16 protein-coding genes and 3 pseudogenes are annotated in these 16,929 nt (G+C 48.9%); 9 read left to right on the plus strand and 10 right to left on the minus strand.

Features of this window, described 5'->3' with window-relative positions; genetic code table 11:
- Together RMO52_RS12145 and RMO52_RS12150 are read right to left on the minus strand one after the other, a co-directional pair.
- Positions 1-300 (minus strand): annotated as a pseudogene (locus tag RMO52_RS12145) (hypothetical protein); the annotation flags it as partial.
- Between the two features lie 47 nt (positions 301-347).
- On the minus strand, positions 348-1,004 hold the full coding sequence (locus RMO52_RS12150) for an SDR family oxidoreductase (protein ID WP_310414453.1): 657 nt from the start codon (positions 1,002-1,004) through the stop codon (positions 348-350).
- 365 nt (positions 1,005-1,369) lie between these two features.
- Here RMO52_RS12150 and RMO52_RS12155 point away from each other — a divergent pair, with 365 nt between their 5' ends.
- On the plus strand, positions 1,370-2,017 hold the full coding sequence (locus tag RMO52_RS12155) for a DUF1997 domain-containing protein (protein WP_310414456.1): 648 nt from the start codon (positions 1,370-1,372) through the stop codon (positions 2,015-2,017).
- A gap of 213 nt (positions 2,018-2,230) precedes the next feature.
- Here the strand turns inward: RMO52_RS12155 and RMO52_RS12160 are convergent, their stop codons facing one another.
- Both RMO52_RS12160 and RMO52_RS12165 read right to left on the minus strand, forming a co-directional pair.
- Entirely contained in the window at positions 2,231-2,929 is a 699-nt protein-coding gene (locus RMO52_RS12160; RefSeq protein ID WP_310414458.1) for a HEAT repeat domain-containing protein, read from the minus strand.
- A 201-nt stretch (positions 2,930-3,130) separates the two neighbouring features.
- Positions 3,131-4,183: a Gfo/Idh/MocA family oxidoreductase gene (locus RMO52_RS12165; protein ID WP_309742297.1), complete on the minus strand. Its 1,053-nt coding sequence runs from the start codon at positions 4,181-4,183 to the stop codon at positions 3,131-3,133.
- A 336-nt stretch (positions 4,184-4,519) separates the two neighbouring features.
- Between RMO52_RS12165 and queC the strand changes: the two are divergent.
- Positions 4,520-5,197: pseudogene (gene queC / locus RMO52_RS12170) on the plus strand (7-cyano-7-deazaguanine synthase QueC); the annotation flags it as partial.
- A gap of 129 nt (positions 5,198-5,326) precedes the next feature.
- Here the strand turns inward: queC and RMO52_RS12175 are convergent.
- Together RMO52_RS12175 and RMO52_RS12180 are read right to left on the minus strand one after the other, a co-directional pair.
- A complete protein-coding gene (locus RMO52_RS12175) occupies positions 5,327-6,646 on the minus strand; it encodes a hemolysin family protein (protein ID WP_310414463.1) in 1,320 nt (439 codons plus the stop codon).
- A gap of 202 nt (positions 6,647-6,848) precedes the next feature.
- Positions 6,849-7,550, minus strand: coding sequence for a hypothetical protein (locus RMO52_RS12180; RefSeq protein ID WP_309738936.1), 702 nt, complete (start codon positions 7,548-7,550; stop codon positions 6,849-6,851).
- A 43-nt stretch (positions 7,551-7,593) separates the two neighbouring features.
- Here RMO52_RS12180 and RMO52_RS12185 point away from each other — a divergent pair, with 43 nt between their 5' ends.
- From RMO52_RS12185 to RMO52_RS24715, 4 genes and pseudogenes are all read left to right on the plus strand, one after another.
- Positions 7,594-7,995, plus strand: a complete 402-nt coding sequence (locus tag RMO52_RS12185; RefSeq protein ID WP_309738935.1) for a DUF2809 domain-containing protein — start codon at positions 7,594-7,596, stop codon at positions 7,993-7,995.
- 247 nt (positions 7,996-8,242) lie between these two features.
- Positions 8,243-9,346, plus strand: a complete 1,104-nt coding sequence (gene thrC, locus RMO52_RS12190) for a threonine synthase (RefSeq protein ID WP_309738934.1) — start codon at positions 8,243-8,245, stop codon at positions 9,344-9,346.
- A gap of 31 nt (positions 9,347-9,377) precedes the next feature.
- Positions 9,378-9,542, plus strand: a complete 165-nt coding sequence (locus RMO52_RS12195; RefSeq protein WP_309738933.1) for a hypothetical protein — start codon at positions 9,378-9,380, stop codon at positions 9,540-9,542.
- Between the two features lie 79 nt (positions 9,543-9,621).
- A pseudogene (locus tag RMO52_RS24715) lies at positions 9,622-9,735 on the plus strand (threonine synthase); the annotation flags it as partial.
- 236 nt (positions 9,736-9,971) lie between these two features.
- On the opposite strand, the gene RMO52_RS12200 reads toward RMO52_RS24715, so the two are convergent.
- Positions 9,972-11,204 carry an MFS transporter gene (locus RMO52_RS12200; RefSeq protein WP_310414466.1) on the minus strand — a complete coding sequence of 411 codons (1,233 nt, stop codon included), beginning with the start codon at positions 11,202-11,204 and terminating at the stop codon, positions 9,972-9,974.
- Between the two features lie 182 nt (positions 11,205-11,386).
- Positions 11,387-12,220: a DUF3598 family protein gene (locus tag RMO52_RS12205; protein ID WP_310414469.1), complete on the minus strand. Its 834-nt coding sequence runs from the start codon at positions 12,218-12,220 to the stop codon at positions 11,387-11,389.
- A 288-nt stretch (positions 12,221-12,508) separates the two neighbouring features.
- On the opposite strand from RMO52_RS12205, the gene RMO52_RS12210 reads away from it, so the two are divergent.
- Genes RMO52_RS12210 through RMO52_RS12220 form a run of 3 tightly spaced genes read left to right on the plus strand, consistent with a single transcriptional unit; the run spans position 12,509 to position 15,319 of the window.
- A complete protein-coding gene (locus RMO52_RS12210; RefSeq protein WP_310414472.1) occupies positions 12,509-13,852 on the plus strand; it encodes an acyl-CoA dehydrogenase family protein in 1,344 nt (447 codons plus the stop codon).
- Positions 13,827-14,732 carry a PIG-L deacetylase family protein gene (locus RMO52_RS12215; RefSeq protein WP_310414475.1) on the plus strand — a complete coding sequence of 302 codons (906 nt, stop codon included), beginning with the start codon at positions 13,827-13,829 and terminating at the stop codon, positions 14,730-14,732. The genes RMO52_RS12210 and RMO52_RS12215 overlap by 26 nt, the downstream gene beginning before the upstream one ends.
- Positions 14,729-15,319: an SAM-dependent methyltransferase gene (locus RMO52_RS12220; RefSeq protein ID WP_310414478.1), complete on the plus strand. Its 591-nt coding sequence runs from the start codon at positions 14,729-14,731 to the stop codon at positions 15,317-15,319. Before RMO52_RS12215 ends, RMO52_RS12220 begins: the two co-directional genes overlap by 4 nt.
- Before the next feature lie 85 nt (positions 15,320-15,404).
- On the opposite strand, the gene RMO52_RS12225 is transcribed toward RMO52_RS12220, so the two are convergent.
- A complete protein-coding gene (locus RMO52_RS12225) occupies positions 15,405-15,941 on the minus strand; it encodes a chemotaxis protein CheW (RefSeq protein WP_310414481.1) in 537 nt (178 codons plus the stop codon).
- A 248-nt stretch (positions 15,942-16,189) separates the two neighbouring features.
- A partial coding sequence (locus RMO52_RS12230) for a response regulator (protein ID WP_310414483.1) occupies positions 16,190-16,929 on the minus strand: 740 nt, incomplete at its 5' end.

The raw sequence follows: 16,929 nt of genomic DNA on the forward strand, positions 1-16,929 counted from the left end.
TGGATGACGGCGGGGATTATCAAAATGCTTGCCCCCATACAATAATGTGTAGGGTCGGGCATCATTCGATTCACTTTTGGAAATCATCCGCATCAATGCCCGAATGTGAGGATCGCCATCAGCCATCACCAATGGCAATGCTACGGAGTTTTCGTCAGGGATTTGTGGTTTCTCGATATTTAGATATTCGGAGATCTGCGGTGGCGATAGTCCGTCGCAACGGGAGATTAAACCGATCGACAGGAGAGAGTAGAGCACGATGTAGATCGTTCTCAAACGTTTGTGTTTACGCTTATCCATGCAGGATGGGGGCTAAAGTAGGCATCGTAACTAATGGCTATCTATAGCTACACACTGGCGAATAGATCTTCCCAACTTTTGGCGACTGCTGTGGGTTGACTGATGACTTCAATTACCTTATTTCGCGATCGAGCAGTGGTGAGTGACTCAACGCACACCTGAGCGACCTTTTGTCTAGGTATACTACCATCAAAGAGGGTATCCGCTCCCGACATCACCACCGGGTTAGGGTTATCTTCATTTTTGAGTCCGCCCGGACGGACGATCGTATAGTTGAGTCCACTAGTTTTGAGGTACTGTTCGGCTTGCTGTTTCCACCACAAGATCAACCAAAAAAGATTGAGTGGATGGAAAAATTTCGAGACGCACAGTGATGAGACAAACACAAACTGCTCGATATTATGAGATTTCGCGGCATTGACCAAATTTTTGGTGCCTTCAAAATCGACTTGATACGGGCCAGTTGGGTCTAGACTAGGTTTAGCCCCAGTGGCGCAGAGAATTACCGTACTATCTCCCAGCGCTGCGGTAATGCTTTCGAGATTGAGGACATCGCCAACAACTAATTCGACCTCCGCTGGTAGAATAGTTCGTGCCTTATCGAGATCTCGCACCATTGCCCGCACGGAAATCTCCCGTTTGACTAATTCCTGAACGATGCGTCGTCCAGTTTCTCCGGTCGCGCCTGCTACAAATGCTTTCATTAAGTTTTTGTTACAATTAGTTTTGAGGTTGAGCGGTCTTACTTCTTATGTTAGATATAGAAACAATTAAACGGGCGGTTGCCGTCAGTAAATTTAAGACTCAGCGGTTCGTCGGCGTTGGCGCATCTGCTCTAGCAGCCGCTAGCAACGAACATCGATAATCATCTAATTAGGCGATCGATCCGGCTTGGTAGCTTCAATCTCTTACACTGTCGGTGTAAAAGTGGATCTTTAAATTAACCTGCGATCTAAATTAATTTAAATCCTCCGGTTATGGCAAGCTACACCTTGTAAATAGATCTTAGAAGCCAGTGCATTTTTACCCACACCATCCAGTCAGCACATCAACAAAGATAACAGAGGCGATGCCAGTAACAACACTAGAGAAAAACACAGAAACACAGAGTTCGATCGCCATGAATCCTGAAGTAGAGCGGCAAGATCTGGTGTCAACAGCGGCAAAGCACCTCGAACCCTTCTGTTTTAGCTATCGCTTCACCGATGCGATGCTGATGGGAGCAGATGTCAAAACTGTGGGTAAATATCTCGACGCTCATCAAGGCTGGTTTACGCGTTGCGCTCAACCGATGCAAGTGAACGCGCTGGGCAAAAATGGTTACGATCTGACAATCGGGCGGTTTAGTTCATTCGGCTATGTCGTCGAGCCGAAGGTTGGCTTGGAGTTATTGCCCCAGGAGAGCGGTGTATATCACATCAAAACTGTCGAAATTCCCAATTATACTGCTCCTGGTTATGACGTGAATTTCAATGCCCAGATGCGCCTAGTAGACACGGTAGATGGCGATCGCCTGGGCACGAAGATCGATTGGGATCTCGACTTACGCGTGTTCATTCACTTTCCCAAGTTTATTTATAAGTTACCCACTGGCGTGATTCAAGGCACAGGCGACAAGCTATTAAAACAAATTGTCAACCGTGTGTCAAAACAGCTAACTCACAAAGTTCAACACGACTTTCATGGCAATTTGGGTTTGAAAATTCCCAAAGGTTAGATCGACTCACATCTGCTACCTATCCATAGCTTGCGTAGGGTGTGTTTCTGCGCCAGCAAAACGCACCGATCCTCGTTCGATCGAGCCTGGGCGGTGCGTTACCCTGACGGGATAACACACCCTACTTTGACTGGTGTTTGAGTGGATAGTGGATAGTGAATGGATTTTGGAACGATCCTTTAACTCCCAGTCCCCCCGTCTCCACCACCAAGACTAACCAGACTGACTCGCCCAGTGGTTAGCCACCTCTAGAGCAGCCGCTACTACCCGAAAATGCTCATCTTGCTGTAACTGGGCGATCGCGGCTGTTGTAGCGGGGTTTTTGAGCCGCTGGAGGGAGATAGCCGCCCGCCAGCGATTGCGCCAGAAGGGATCGTGACACAAGGTTAGCAATAACGCTAGTGCTGGTTCTTGCAGGGGCGAAGTCAATAGATGTCCTAATGCTAAGATGCCGACTTCTTTAACTGATTGAGTTTCATCGGCGATCGCGATTTCGGCAACAGTCAAAATTTCGGCATGGCGATCGGTATCGAGCAATAATGAGATGATACTTTGACGAATTAACCAACTGTCAGTATGCTCAAACAAACTTACCAGTAATGGAATCGCCCGATCGCCAAAATCAAAGATCGAATTTGCCGCTTCACCCGTGACATTCGGATCGCGATCGTTTTTCAGCACCCCAGCTAATAATTCAAACGATGGCTCCACCAGATGATTGCCCAAACCCATCACGGCAACTCGTCGCTGCATAAAGTCACTCGACGCTAATAGACGAGCCAGAATTGGCACGGCAATATCGGCAGATACTGTTGCTAGTGTGTCTAATGCCACTTTTTGCTTGTTCAAGGCGCGATCGCGCAAATCGCGTTCGATCTGCTCTAAATCCGGTAATTCGTCCCGATCGGGCATACAGTTGGTGAAATTTTGTGGGCTAGACTTAGATTTTACACTCAAATAGATTTGGGCGGATGTCTCGATCGATCTAGGTACCGAGTCTACTTAACTTCAATTATCCAGATCGATCGTGGTAATAGTATGCTAAAACTAGCAGTCTTGACGTGGGCGAACATCAAGGAAATGGCGATCGTCATAGCAATTCAATCGAATCCCCTACTTTGTAAGCAGCTCAGTGCGATCGCGATCGGCTAATTTCCAGACTTTACCATCCAATGCCATCTGTTCGATTAACGTAGCCAGACGCAGAGCTTTAAGCGCCTGTTCGCCACCGACAGATGGTTCGCTGCCGCACCTAACACAGTTGACAAAATGCTCCAATTCTGCATACAGAGGCTCGATATTTTTGACATAAACTTTCTCAATCAGTCCATCCTGGCGGTATAAGCCTTGATGATACTCATTGAGTAAATCGGCATTGTGACGGTGGATGGAGATTTCATTGCTGAGGAAGTTTGCTTCCGTCAAGGATTGGCGACAATGAGCCGCGATCGATCGGGTTTTACGATGGGTGACTTTACTAGCTGTTAGCGTCGCGACGACACCATTGGCAAAGCCGAGGGTAGCGGTTACATAGTCGAGATATTTGGACTCGGGGCAACGACTACCGCTAGCCGTCAAGCCGACAACTGGGGCACCAGCGAGTTCCATTAATAAGTCAATATCATGAATCATCAAGTCCAAGACGACGGAGACATCGTTTGCCCTATTTGAATAAGGACTCATCCGGTGTGCTTCGAGTGCTAAAACTTTCTCAGTTTTGAGGACTTGGCTGAGTTCTTGGAAAACGGGGTTAAAGCGTTCGATGTGTCCGACTTGCAGGATGCACTGCGACTCAGCCGCAGCATTGACTAAAGCTTCTGCTTCGGCGATCGTAGCGGCGATCGGTTTTTCGATCAGGACGTGGATGCCAGCTTCAAGACAAGCAATACCGACTTCATAGTGCAATCTCGTCGGGACGGCAATACAAACAGCATCGACTTGGGGGATCAGATCCCGATAGTCTTCATAAAATCTAGCTTTGTACTTACTCGCGGCTTCTAAACCATGCTCGACATTGACATCGGCGATGCCAACCAGTTTGACGTTTTTGAGTAGGCTCAACACTCGTGCATGGTGTTGTCCCATATTTCCGATCCCGATGAGTCCTACCTTCAGTGGCTGGGGCGATCCCGACTGAATTTCTGTGTCTAACTGTCTGGTTGACATGCTATTTTTCACTCTAAAATATACTCCTCCACCACTACGAATTTAGTTATCGGTCTTCACCTGCGCGATCGAGTTGAGCGCTGGACTTGACTCGATTTCGCGATCGCTGTCAATCATTGGCTACATTAACGATCCCATTAATCCCGATACTATCACAGCATCATGATTGTAAAGAACCAAAAAGTTTTATTTATGTTCCTAAACTGCATGTTTTAGGTAATAGGTAATGGTTAACGGTGGGTAATAAGTAATGTCAGGTAATGTCCCCGGATCCTCGTGCCCTGAGATCGATCGAGAAAAGTTAGAATGGAGAGTTAATTCAGTTCTCATTTATTAGCGGTTGTGAAAGCAGTTATTCTCCTCTCAGGTGGCTTGGATTCCTCTACGGTGTTGTATCTAGCAAAAAGTGAAGGTTACAGTTGTCATGCCCTCTCTTTTGACTATCAACAGCGTCATCGCCGCGAACTCGAAGCTGCTCGGACGATCGCGACTGCTGCTAGCGTCGCCGACCATCAGGTAGTGAGCTTCGATCTGCGCTTGTGGGGCGGTTCGGCACTCACAGACGAGCGGATCGATTTACCCCAACACCGCGATCTGGCTGCAATGTCAGAATCTATTCCCGTTACCTATGTTCCCGCTCGCAATACGATTTTTTTGAGTTTTGCCCTCGCATACGCCGAAGCGATCGCGGCTAATCGGGTCTACATTGGGGTCAATGCACTCGACTATTCAGGCTATCCAGATTGTCGTCCCGACTACATCGAGGCGATGCGATCGGTCTTTCGGTTGGGTACCAAGCAAGGACGCGAAGGCGATCCGATCGAAATTGTCACGCCCCTCATCGACCTCAAAAAAACCGAAATTATCCAGCTTGGTGACAGCTTAGGCGTACCCTGGGCGCAAACTTGGTCTTGCTATTCCGGGGAACGAACTCCCTGTGGTACTTGTGACTCCTGTCGCCTGCGGTTAGCCGCTTTTGAGGAACTGGGAATGGTCGATCCGGGGATGGGGTGAAGGGGAAAGTGGAAAGGGTAAGAGGTAAAAGGTAAAAGGTAAGAGGTAAAAGGTAAAAGGTATAGCTGCTACTCAGATCCTTAAAGCCTAAAACCCAGAGCCTAAAGCCTAATTCCTAAAACCTAAAACCTAAAGCCTAATCCCTTTCACTCTGACTCGATCGATCCTGGGGCCGATCGTCGAAATGATGGTTAGATTCCAATTCCCATAATCTAAGGATTCCCCGGGCTGGGGAAAATGTTGCAGTTTCTTAAGCAAAAATCCGGCGAGGGTTTGGTAGTCGTCAGAGAGTGGGAGATCGATCTTGAGTTGTTGGTTGAGATCTTCGAGATTGATTTGAGCTTGCACCAAAAATGTGCCGTCGGCGAGTTTTTGAAATAATTGTGTCGGTCGATCGGAGGATACGTTCATCCCGATCATTTCGGCGATCGCGTCTTGGCGGGTAATCAAACCAGCAGTGTTCCCAAACTCATCTACCACGATCGTCATGTGGGTGTCAGATTGCTGCATCTGTTGGAGGGCAACACTTAGCAGCGTGGATTCAGTGACGTATTCTACTGGTCGGATCCATTGGGCGATCGGGATTTGTCCGGCTGGTTTGCCTTGAGCTAGTAACGTGACAAAATCTTTAAATGAGACTACACCGACGATTTTATTGACGGATGTATCGGTAACTGGATAGCGGGAATGGCCAGTAGTGGCGACTTTGATCAGGACTGATTGACAACTGGCTGTTTGGGGGACTGTGACGATTTGGGTACTCGGTACCATTACATCGGTGGCGATCGTGTCGGCAAATGCTAGCACTTTTGTCAGGATTTCGCGCTGTTCGATCCCCAGTCCGCTAGATTCGCGCTCGGTGGCGACGATCGCTTGTAGTTCTTTGAACGTGACGCGATCGCGACTGTCATACCGCGCTCTAATCCCGACTAAGCGTAAGCAGAGCTTAGTCGATCGATCGAGTACCCAAATTAAGGGACTAAAAATCCGTGCAATAGCGAGACTCGGCGCACCCAAAAATCTGGCAATCTGTTCGGCATAAATCAAGGCAATCGACTTTGGAATCAGTTCGCCAAAGACAATCTGGAGATATGCTAACAGGACAAAAGTAAACGGAATTGCCAGCGCATGAGCTTGCGGAATACTTTCTAACTGCTGGGCAAAAACTTGGGCGACTGCCCGCTCGCCAATCCAGCCTAATGCCAAACTAGAGAGCGAAATACCGACTTGGGTAGTGGAGAGCAACCGATCGATCCCCCGTTGCAAATCCTGAACTTGCTTGGCACGATCGTCCCCAGCGGCTACCAGTTGACTAATCCGCGATCGCCTCACGGACAAGATCGAAAACTCGGCAATCACAAAGAAAGCGTCGATCGCAATTAAACCCGCTACTAGGAGCAGCCGCCACCCAATGTCTGAACCACCTAGAAGTGGATGAGGATCGTTCATTGTCGGGATTTTAGGAATGAGTTGGGAGTTGGGAGATGGGAGTTGGGAGAGAAGAAGAGGGAAAGAGGGGATGATGGGATGATGGGAAAAGGGGGGACTAGGGGAATATGGGCTTAGGGGGACTAGGGACGGGGAGACTGGGAAGCAAGGAATTGTTCCATTACCCTTTACCCTTTACCCTTTACCCTTTACCCTTTACCCTCTACTTCCCAACTGGCACGCCTGAAGCTTCTAGTTGCAGCTTTTTATCTACATCAGTTAATTGTAGCGATACACTCTTCACTTTATCGAGAGCATTTTTGGGAATAGCGAGAATTACTCTAACTTCGCGACCGTTAGCAGCCAGACTACCAGGTAATCCTGTCGTAGCAGCATTGACGGTTTGGGATCGATCGGTCGTGACATTAATCGTTGCGCCTTGCCCAAAATTCACGGGTTGACTGCCACGATTGGATAGAGTCATTTCTAGTTTGACTTCATTGCCTTTGGCGGCGATCGATTTAATCGTCATTGTAATCCCTTGATCCTCCTTGACGATCGGCAGTTTAGCAATTGGCAAACCAGTCTTAGGATCGTTTTTTACCGCCTTCTCAAAATCAGCGGCGCTTTTTTTAGCATCTTTGGCTTTTTGAGCGTCTTTTTTAGGTTCTTCGATCCCCATCTGCTTTTTGACATTAGCGATCGCTTCTTGCTCGTTAACGAGTTCTAAGCCCTTGGTAGTGATATTTTGTTGGTTGCCGCCTTTATTATTGTTGGGACGAATATCGGGCTGAGTTACGCCTTTGAGCGCCTCATGCCCAGAAATAAAGCCCACCACACCACTCACGATTCCAGCGGCTAGCATGAAAAATAGTAAGATACTCGTCAGTAGTAAAGTGCGATCGCCCTTGAGACTCTTTTTCATATTTATCCTTGCAAAAATCACTTGAGACAGCCACTATCGATCGATGCCCAACAAATTTTATCGACAGCGGTTAGTGTTCCTGATTAATATACTAGCGATCGTACCACTAGGTTACACCATTCGCTTTAGTCAGATCTTACCCGCATATTTTCACGATGCTGGTGGTAGCATTGCCTATCAGATCGTGTGGATATTATTGGTGTTATTTATTTATCCTCCTGCTAGTCTGCGGTGGACAGCAATCTGGGTCTGCGTAGGATCTTGTGCGATCGAATTTCTCCAACTATATCAACCGCCTTGGCTCCAAGCGATCCGCGCTACCTGGCCGGGGCGATTGCTACTGGGTTCGACATTTTTGTGGTCTGATTTTCCAGCCTATTTTGGCGGTAGTTATCTAGGATGGCTGTGGGCAAGGTGGCTCAGGGGATTAGGCTTTAGGTTTTAGGCTTTAGGTTTTAGATGTGAGTGGCTAGATGTCACGACGATCTTTACCCGTTACCCATTACCTCTTACCTTTTACCCATTACCTTTTACCCATCACCCCTCCCTAGATTGCTAATCCCTCATTTAGACTTGGCATTTTAGTCCCTAGAACCCTCAGAATTATGCTTCAATAGTAGAATCATCGAGGGTCTGCGATCTTCATAGGGCAGAAGTCGCCCATCAATTTTTATCCAGGTTATAGTCATATCATGAGCTTAGATACCCATATTGAAGTCAATTCTAGAACTGCTACCAACCGTGGCTGGCCGGGATTAATTGAAGCTTATCGCGAGTATCTGCCTGTGACTGAGACTACTCCCGTAGTTACTTTACATGAGGGTAACACACCGCTAATCCCCGTACCGACGATCGCCGCAGAAATCGGTCGGGGCGTCAAAGTTTATATTAAGTATGACGGTCTCAATCCCACTGGCAGCTTCAAAGACCGGGGGATGACGATGGCAATCACTAAAGCCAAAGAAGCGGGTGCCAAGGCGGTAATTTGTGCCAGTACGGGCAATACTTCGGCGGCGGCAGCAGCCTATGCAATCCGAGGCGGAATGCGCGCCTATGTCCTGATTCCCGATGGTTACGTCGCGCTCGGCAAGTTAGCCCAAGCATTACTGTATGGTGCAGAAGTTCTCGCAATTAAAGGTAACTTTGATGATGCGCTCGATATCGTGCAGCTTATGGCAGATCGTTATCCGATTACCCTGGTTAATTCCGTCAATCCTTATCGACTTGAAGGTCAAAAAACCGCCGCATTTGAACTAGTAGATGCCCTAGGTGAAGCTCCAGACTGGCTGTGCATCCCAGTTGGCAATGGTGGGAATATTACCGCCTACTGGATGGGTTTCAATCAATATCAGCAGCATGGCAAATGTCGCAATCTTCCCAAAATGATGGGATTCCAAGCCGCTGGTTCCGCACCATTAGTTAGTGGCATCCGCGTCAAAGATCCCGAAACCCTCGCCACCGCGATCCGCATCGGCAACCCCGTTAACTGGCAAAAAGCCGTCGCAGTCAAAAATGACAGTAATGGTGAATTTAACTCAGTTACCGATGCCGAAATCATCGCCGCCTATCGCTGGTTGGGTAGTAAAGAAGGGATCTTCTGCGAACCTGCTAGTGCCGCATCTGTCGCTGGGTTACTCAAAGTCAAAGATCGCGTGCCAAATAATGCCACCGTTGTCTGCGTCCTGACCGGAAATGGCCTCAAAGACCCCGACACCGCGATCGCCAATAAAATCAATCCCTTCCAACAAGGTATCGCCGCCAATATGGAATCAGTTGCCGCAGCAATGGGATTCTAGCCAGAAATCGTAGATAGTAGCTGAAACCTAGATGGTGGGCAGTGCCCACCCTACTGAGACGACTGGATATGTGCCGACATCCCTGCCTCTGTGGATCTTCGCTCACCCATTCATTGCCTGGAGTGTGGGGGCAGTCGGAATGGCGATGTTTGTGTGGAGCGATCCGAAGAGATTGAAGCGGATGCGGGGCAACTAAATAGTAGCCAAAAATGTAGGGTGGGCACTGCCCACAGACAAGTTAGATCCGTAGCAAACAGAACTCAAACTGTCTTAATCTGACCGGAAATGGCCTCAAAGACCCCGATACCGCGATCGCAAACAAGAGCGATCCCTTTCAACAAGGCATCGCTGCCAACATGAAATCCGTCGCCACTGCACTAGGATTCTAGCCGGAAATATGGATGTTGGCTGAAGTATAAAATTAAGATGGTGGGGTGATAAGTTGACGATCGAATAGCAATCGGACACGAACCGCTGCCTATCAGTTTCTAAAGCCTGCCGACATGCGGGGGTGATTGGCTCGCGGCGAAGTGCGAAAGCAAATGCTGGGAAGTATGAAATTAGGTCTTCCTTAGTATGTCGATCGATCTAAGAAGGAGAGCCAAAGATATGAAAGATCGTCATCCTATTTAACTGTGTAAACATCCCGATCGCGACCCAAACTAAACCCGATCGAATGTCGTAAACTGCGATTGCCCCAAACTATAAACACCACAATCGCACTCGCCGCCATCCCCGTCCCGATCGTAAAAATCCCTGGGTAGCCCACATCTTTGGCCACCATCCCAAACACCGGAGCCGCGATCGCAATCCCCAGATCCAAACCAGTAATACAGATCGATAATACCTGCCCTCGCTGCTGCGGTAAAGAGCGATCGGACACCAATGCCACCGTCATCGGCATCAATGTCCCGCTGCCTAAACCTTCCAAAATTGCGCCACAGACAAAACTCATCTGACTGTTTGCTGTCGCCAGACAAGCTATCCCCGCAGTGTAACAGCACAAACTCGCTGCAATAAAGATCCCGCGTCCGTACCGATCGGATCTCGTGCCAATTACCGATCGCGCACTAAAGCTCGAAATTGCTGCGATCGTGTAGAATAAACCAGGATTGAAATCGATATGAATAGTTTGGATATATAAAGGTAGAAATGTGTGGATCGCACCGAACGGAAAGCCAACTAATAATAAGACTAAAGCGGGAACGCCTAGAGCTGGATTTGTGAGAATTTTCCACGCCGAAATACTCGTCACTGGCTCAGTTTGTTCGGGAGCGAATTTAATGCGAGTATTATGCAATTGACTAGCTGCTAAAAATGAAATCGTGCCACAGACGATCGATACCCAGAAGATCGCATTGTACATGCCAGCTACTTGTAAATAACCGCCGATCGCGGGGCCTAATGCGACACCTACGGGGTTGGTTAGGCTCATCAGACCGATGATTTCGCCGCGTTGCTTGGGGGGAGCCAAATCGACAACCAAGGCGCTGTAAGCTGTCGTAAAAGCAGCGATGCTAATCCCATGAAATGCTCTCACTACGACTAATAAAGGGAGTGAAGTAAATAGCAGATAGCCAATCGGCGCGATCGCAACTACTGCCGTACCGATTAGTAATACTAGCTTTCGTCCTTTTTTATCGACTAACTTACCAACCAGGGGACGAGTGGCGAGCAATCCGATCGCAAATGCCCCAATAATTATGCCAATTTGTTGTTGTTTAATCCCGATCGCATCGAGATAGGCAGGTAGTGTCGGCAATAAGATCGCGATACTTATCCAAAACAATAAACCCGCGATAAATAACACGCGCAAATTTCGCCGCTGTTGCGGTTCGAGCTGATTCAAAGTATTCATTTAAGGGAATTAGGGGCTTGCTCGATGACGAGCTACTCACAGGAAGTTTTATCGGCGTTGCTGAATTAGGGTATGAAGCATAGATCTTGCCCTCACCCCCAACCCCTCTCCCAAGCTTGGGAGAGGGGAGCCAGAGCCGGAGGCGAGGGCGGGGTGAGGGCGATTCGTGATTGTCACTTTAATTATGTCCAGCTACTTACACGATGTTCGATAATATGAGTGGCACTAATCCATTCTCCTTTGTCGTTGTAATTACGCATCAATCGCTGGCGTTCGTCATCGGTAACTAACCACCCCGCTTCGACAAAAAAGGGCTGACGGTGACTGACTTGGAGGGGAATATTACTCGATATGCCATCGGGGAGCAGTAACACTTGACGCGGCGTAGCGCCTTCAAAGTGGAGGCAATTGCCATCGATGCGGGCGGTTGACGCGATCGTCCGTGCGCCAAATGATAATTTTTGCTCTAGAGAGCCGCTTGTCTGCTGGATCTCCAAACTCATGACAGTAGTATCGGGAGCCTTGCCGTCGGCATAAACCGTACAGGCTCTGCCTTCCCACTTGCCTACCAACTGCGCCACCGTTAGATCTGGGCGCAGTTTGGCATCCGTCCCGCTGCGAATTTCCCGAATCAGTGTCATGCTGCTAAAACAGCCTTGAGCGTCAAATAATTGCACCAATCTCGATCGGCGATCGCGATCGATAAAGCCGTACTCCGCGCCAAATTCGGCGAATGGAGCCACTTGCAACGAACCTTTAGAAAAAGCCCCAGTATCGAAAAATACTGCTTGTCTGCCTAAAGAGCGATATTCTTGGACGCGATCGGATGTCGGCTGTTCGGTAATATTGTTGGCAAAGCGGCGCAATCGAAATTTAACCAAGCGGTTGTCTTCTAGCCCTTCGAGCGTCAAAATTGAGGGTGTCGAACCAAGCAGCTCGCCCGTGGTGGCAACTTGTGTAAATGTACCGACCCATTCGCCAACATTTTTGAGAAAATTTTCCCAATTACTTTCCATATCCACCCGCGATCGATTTTTGGTCGGTAGTGCGAACTCAGTCGCTCAATTTAGAGTAGCAGATTTGGCAGAATGTTATCGATTTATTGAAGTTAGATCGATCGGTTTCGAGCGTTAGTAAACTCACATCTCGCACCAGTACATAAAAACTGAAAAAAATAGACTTAAAATTTGCTTCTAAGTACTAAGACTATCCACTATCCACTATCCACTATTCACTAGAACACTAGTAACCTTTTTTGGTGCAAGAGGTGAGTAAATAATACATGCCTCTGTCCTTGGGTAGATGTGAAAAGTCAGCATCTGCCCCAAAATTTAGAGTGTAATCGCCGATCGATCCACGAACAAATTACGCTCCAAGCTGAGGAGGAAGCATTGACCGTTACCAATTCATCTCCACAAATTTATCCATCTCTAGACAATACTGCACATAGGTACGAGCCGATCGCTAAGTGTCCGCTCGATCGTCGCAATATTCGCGCCCAAATTGCTGAAACGATCGACTTTTGCGGTACTAATGCTGCGGCGATCGATTGCAATGGCGCGTTTCCCGTGCGTGAATTCGAGCTGATTGCCAGATCGGGATTGTTGAGTGCGCCACTGGCTAATAACTTGGGTGGATTGGGACTAGGTATCGACACCAGTTCGATCCCGCAATTGCTCACAATCTTAAAAGATATCGGGCGTGCTAATTTGGCAGTCGGGCGGATTTATGAAGGACATGTTAACGGGCTGCAATTAGTGCAGACATTTGGCACTCCCGCCCAAATCGCTACCTACGCTCGCGACGCCCATCAGCACAAAATTTTTGGGGTGTGGAATGCCGAAGCCGCAGATGGCGTCAAAATTTTCCCGCTCGGTGATGGCAAATATCGACTCGAAGGTGCTAAAACCTTTGCGACAGGCTGTGGCTATGTCGAAAGACCGTTTGTAAATGGCACATTGCCAGATGGGACGTGGCAAATGTGCATCGTCCCGATGGAGCGCGTCGCCACTAATATCGATCCAGGCTGGTGGCAACCTGCGGGGATGCGGGCGACGGCTAGTTTTAAAGTGGATTTTACCGATATTATCCTGGATGAAAGCGAGCTAATCGGGCAACCGGGCGACTACTATCGCCAGCCGTGGTTGACCGCTGGAGTGGTGCGATTTGCCGCCGTCCAGCTCGGGGGAGCCGAAGCTTTGTTTGATGGTACCCGCCAGTTTTTGCAGAGCTTGGGGCGGATTAGAGACCCCTATCAGGAACAGCGACTGGGCAAGATGGCGATCTCGATCGAGAGTGGCTACCTATGGTTACAGGGTGCAGCCGCACAACTCGATCGCTATGCGCCGATCTTTGCCGGGGAGCCGGATGTGCCGCATCCCCAGGCGGCGGCGCTAGTAGCCTATGCCAGCATGGTGCGCACAGCGATCGAGCAAATCTGTATGGAGGCAATTCAACTTGCCGAGCGCTCGGTGGGAACGCGCGGATTGCTGCCCCCAGAGCCACTCGAACGCATCATTCGCGATCTGACACTGTATCTACGTCAGCCTGCTTTTGACGTTGCGCTCGCCACCGTCGGACAATACGCCCTCCAAAACGCCGTTAATGGTTCACTCTGGCATCATGAAGCAGCCCCGCGCCGGATCTAGCCCAGTCCCAGAAGACGACGATGACTCCCCTCCGCTAGTACTGGCTACTAATGGTAGCCGGGGTATTAGCTTGGTGAGATCGCCGCAGACTCATGGAGATTTAGGGTTGTCTGTGTCAGGTAAGACTGAGGAGTGGCAGCAGGGCGGTTTATTAGCCGCTCCTGAAACCTTGCCCCTGTGGGATCTCGGGGCGATCGATCGTCAGCGAGTAGTTATCGTAGCACCGCACCCCGATGATGAGACGCTGGGATGTGGGGGTGCGATAGCCCTGCTTGCCAGCAAAGGTTATCGCGTCAAAGTCCTAGTTGTCAGCGATGGCACGGGTTCTCATCCCAACTCTCAAAAGTATCCAGCGCATATCCTCCAGGCGGTTCGATCGCAAGAGACGATTTCTGCCCTCAAGCTCTTGGGCGTTAGTCCACCAGATATCACTTTTTTACAGCTCAAAGATGGTGCCGTACCGACAGTGACTTCGCCCAGTTTTCTTGATGCTAAAACATTGTGCCGCAACTATCTGCAAGCAACCTTACCAGATACAATTTTTCTGCCGTGGCGACACGATCCACATGCCGATCATCGGGCGAGTTGGCAACTGATTCAAGCAGCAATTTTAAGCTTGGGAATTGCTCCCCAGATTATCGAATATCCAATTTGGGATTGGGATCGCCATCAACAGCGACAGGTAGCCGATTTGAGTCGCATTGTGGGCTGGAGGCTAGATATCAGCTCGGTACTCGCTCAAAAAACTCAAGCGATCGGGTTGTATCGATCGCAGTTGGGTCAACTCATTGATGATGACCCTGACGGCTTTTGTTTGAGTTCGGAAATGTTAGCTAACTTTACCCGACCGTGGGAAGTTTATTTTGAGAAAATTATATGAATTTATCCGATTCCAAATCTTTAAAAGCCGACTTTTTTGAGGCACTTTATCAACAAAATCCCGACCCGTGGGAATTTGCAACCAGTGAATATGAAGCGCAAAAATATGCCACTACGCTCGACGCTTTACCCCACAGCTTATATCAATCGGGATTTGAAATTGGCGGCTCGATCGGCGTATTGACCGAACAATTGGCACAAAGATGTCATTCATTACTCTCGATTGATGTCTCTGAGATTCCGCAACGCCAAGCGATCGAGCGCTGTCAGCACCTCAATAATATTAGATTTGAACTAATGTCAGTTCCTGACAAGTTTCCTGAAGAATATTTCGATCTGATCGTCCTATCTGAGGTGGGTTATTACTGGTCTTTGCCAGATTTGATGAAGGCACAAGGGCTGATCTTAGAACGGATGCGATCGCAAGGTCATTTGATTTTAGTACATTGGACGGTAGATGCGCGAGTTCTACCAATCACTGGCGATGCCGTTCATGATGCTTTTGTAGAACTCGTGCCCGATCGACTAAAACACCTCAAAAGTTTGACCGCAAAACAATATCGTCTAGACTTATTTGAAAAGGTTTGAATTAATCGATCGTTGGGAATTTAGCGGATGAAATCGCGCGGAGGAGACACCAGCGTGCGTTCCACCAAACAGACCCTACTCTCTGTTAATTAAGGTAATTTGTGTTACTTTCGCTTAATTGTGATGGTGGTCGATCGAGACCTAAGAGTAATATTTGTAATGGTTCTCGACCATTTTCTTGGGGAACAATCGCCATGTGACTGGTAAAACTAAGCTGATTGACTTCGCGGTAGGCGAGGGGAATCGATCGAATAGTATCGGGAGCGATATCCATCAAAACTGGAGCATCTTTAATAGGAAGACCGCACAATTCTCCGGATTGAGTGCGAAATAGGATCAGGAATTTGGAAGAGTCAGATTCAGGATCGATCGTGGTAAATTTTTGGCGCAAATCTACAATGGTTAGGGTTTTATCGCCGAGATTAATCATCCCAATTCCATCGCGGAGTTTGGCACGTTCGGTCGGATACACGATCGCTTTATCAACTGCTTCGACGGGCATGGCAAATAGGTATTGAGACATTGGTGTCTGCTCTAAATCTGCCAGTGCAAAGACGATCGTCCGCAGATGGTCGTTATCGTCGTTGATGCTGGATAGCCGCTGGGGGAGTGTGGATGGCATCTTAGGGGATAGGGGATAGGGGATAGGGGATAGGGAGGATAGGGGATAGGGGGTAGGGGATAGGGGATAGGCAAAAGTATTTTGGATAGAGATAATACTTGCATCCAGATCGTAGGTTGGGTTTCGCGGCTCAACCCAACATTTCCAGGGTGTTGGTATGTTAGTTGGGTTTCGCTATCGCTCAACCCAACCTACGGATTTTCTACTAACTCTTCCCCCTATTCCCTATTCCCTATCCCCTATCCCCTCTAAACCCCGACTTCACTCGGCTGTGCCAATTGAGCGACGATATCGAGTAAATCGCGATCGGATTGGGGTTTGGTGAGGTAGTTTTTGGCACCGAGGGTCATGGCGAGATCGCGGTGTTTTTGACCGCCGCGCGTGGTGAGCATGACGATCGGAATTTGGGAGAGTTTGGGGTCTTGGCGGCAATAGCTGAGGAATTCAAAGCCGTTCATCTGGGGCATTTCGATGTCGCATACTACTAAGCGAATCCGAGGATGTTCTTGGAGGCGGAGAATGCCTTCGCGACCGTGACTGGCTTGGATAACTTGACAGCCAGCTTTGGTAAGGGAGCGGGCGAGGCTTTGGCGTTGGACGAGGGAATCGTCTACGACTAAGACTTGCAATTGTCGTCCGGGAGTGGCGTTGCGATTATTGATTTGGTTGATGGTATCGGCAACTTCATTGGGGAGTGATGAGTCGCTCGCTGGTGCTAGGGCGGGTTGAGTGGTGGAGGCTAGCGCGGGTTGGGCGGTAGGAATCTGCGGCTGGGCGGTACTAGTGCGGACGCGGGCGAGTAATTCGATCGGGTCGATCGCGAGTGTCAGGCTACCATCACCTAAGACGCTGTAACCTTGGATATAGTTGGGCAATCCAAAGGTTTGACCGAGGGATTTGACGACTAGTTCTTGTTCTACTAAGATCCGGCTGACTTCGAGACAGACTTGTTCGTTGTCGATATCTAGCAGGAGTAGGGCGTTGGGGG

The organism is Chamaesiphon sp. OTE_8_metabat_110 (genome assembly GCF_031382685.1).
Classification (GTDB): Bacteria; Cyanobacteriota; Cyanobacteriia; order Cyanobacteriales; family Chamaesiphonaceae; genus Chamaesiphon.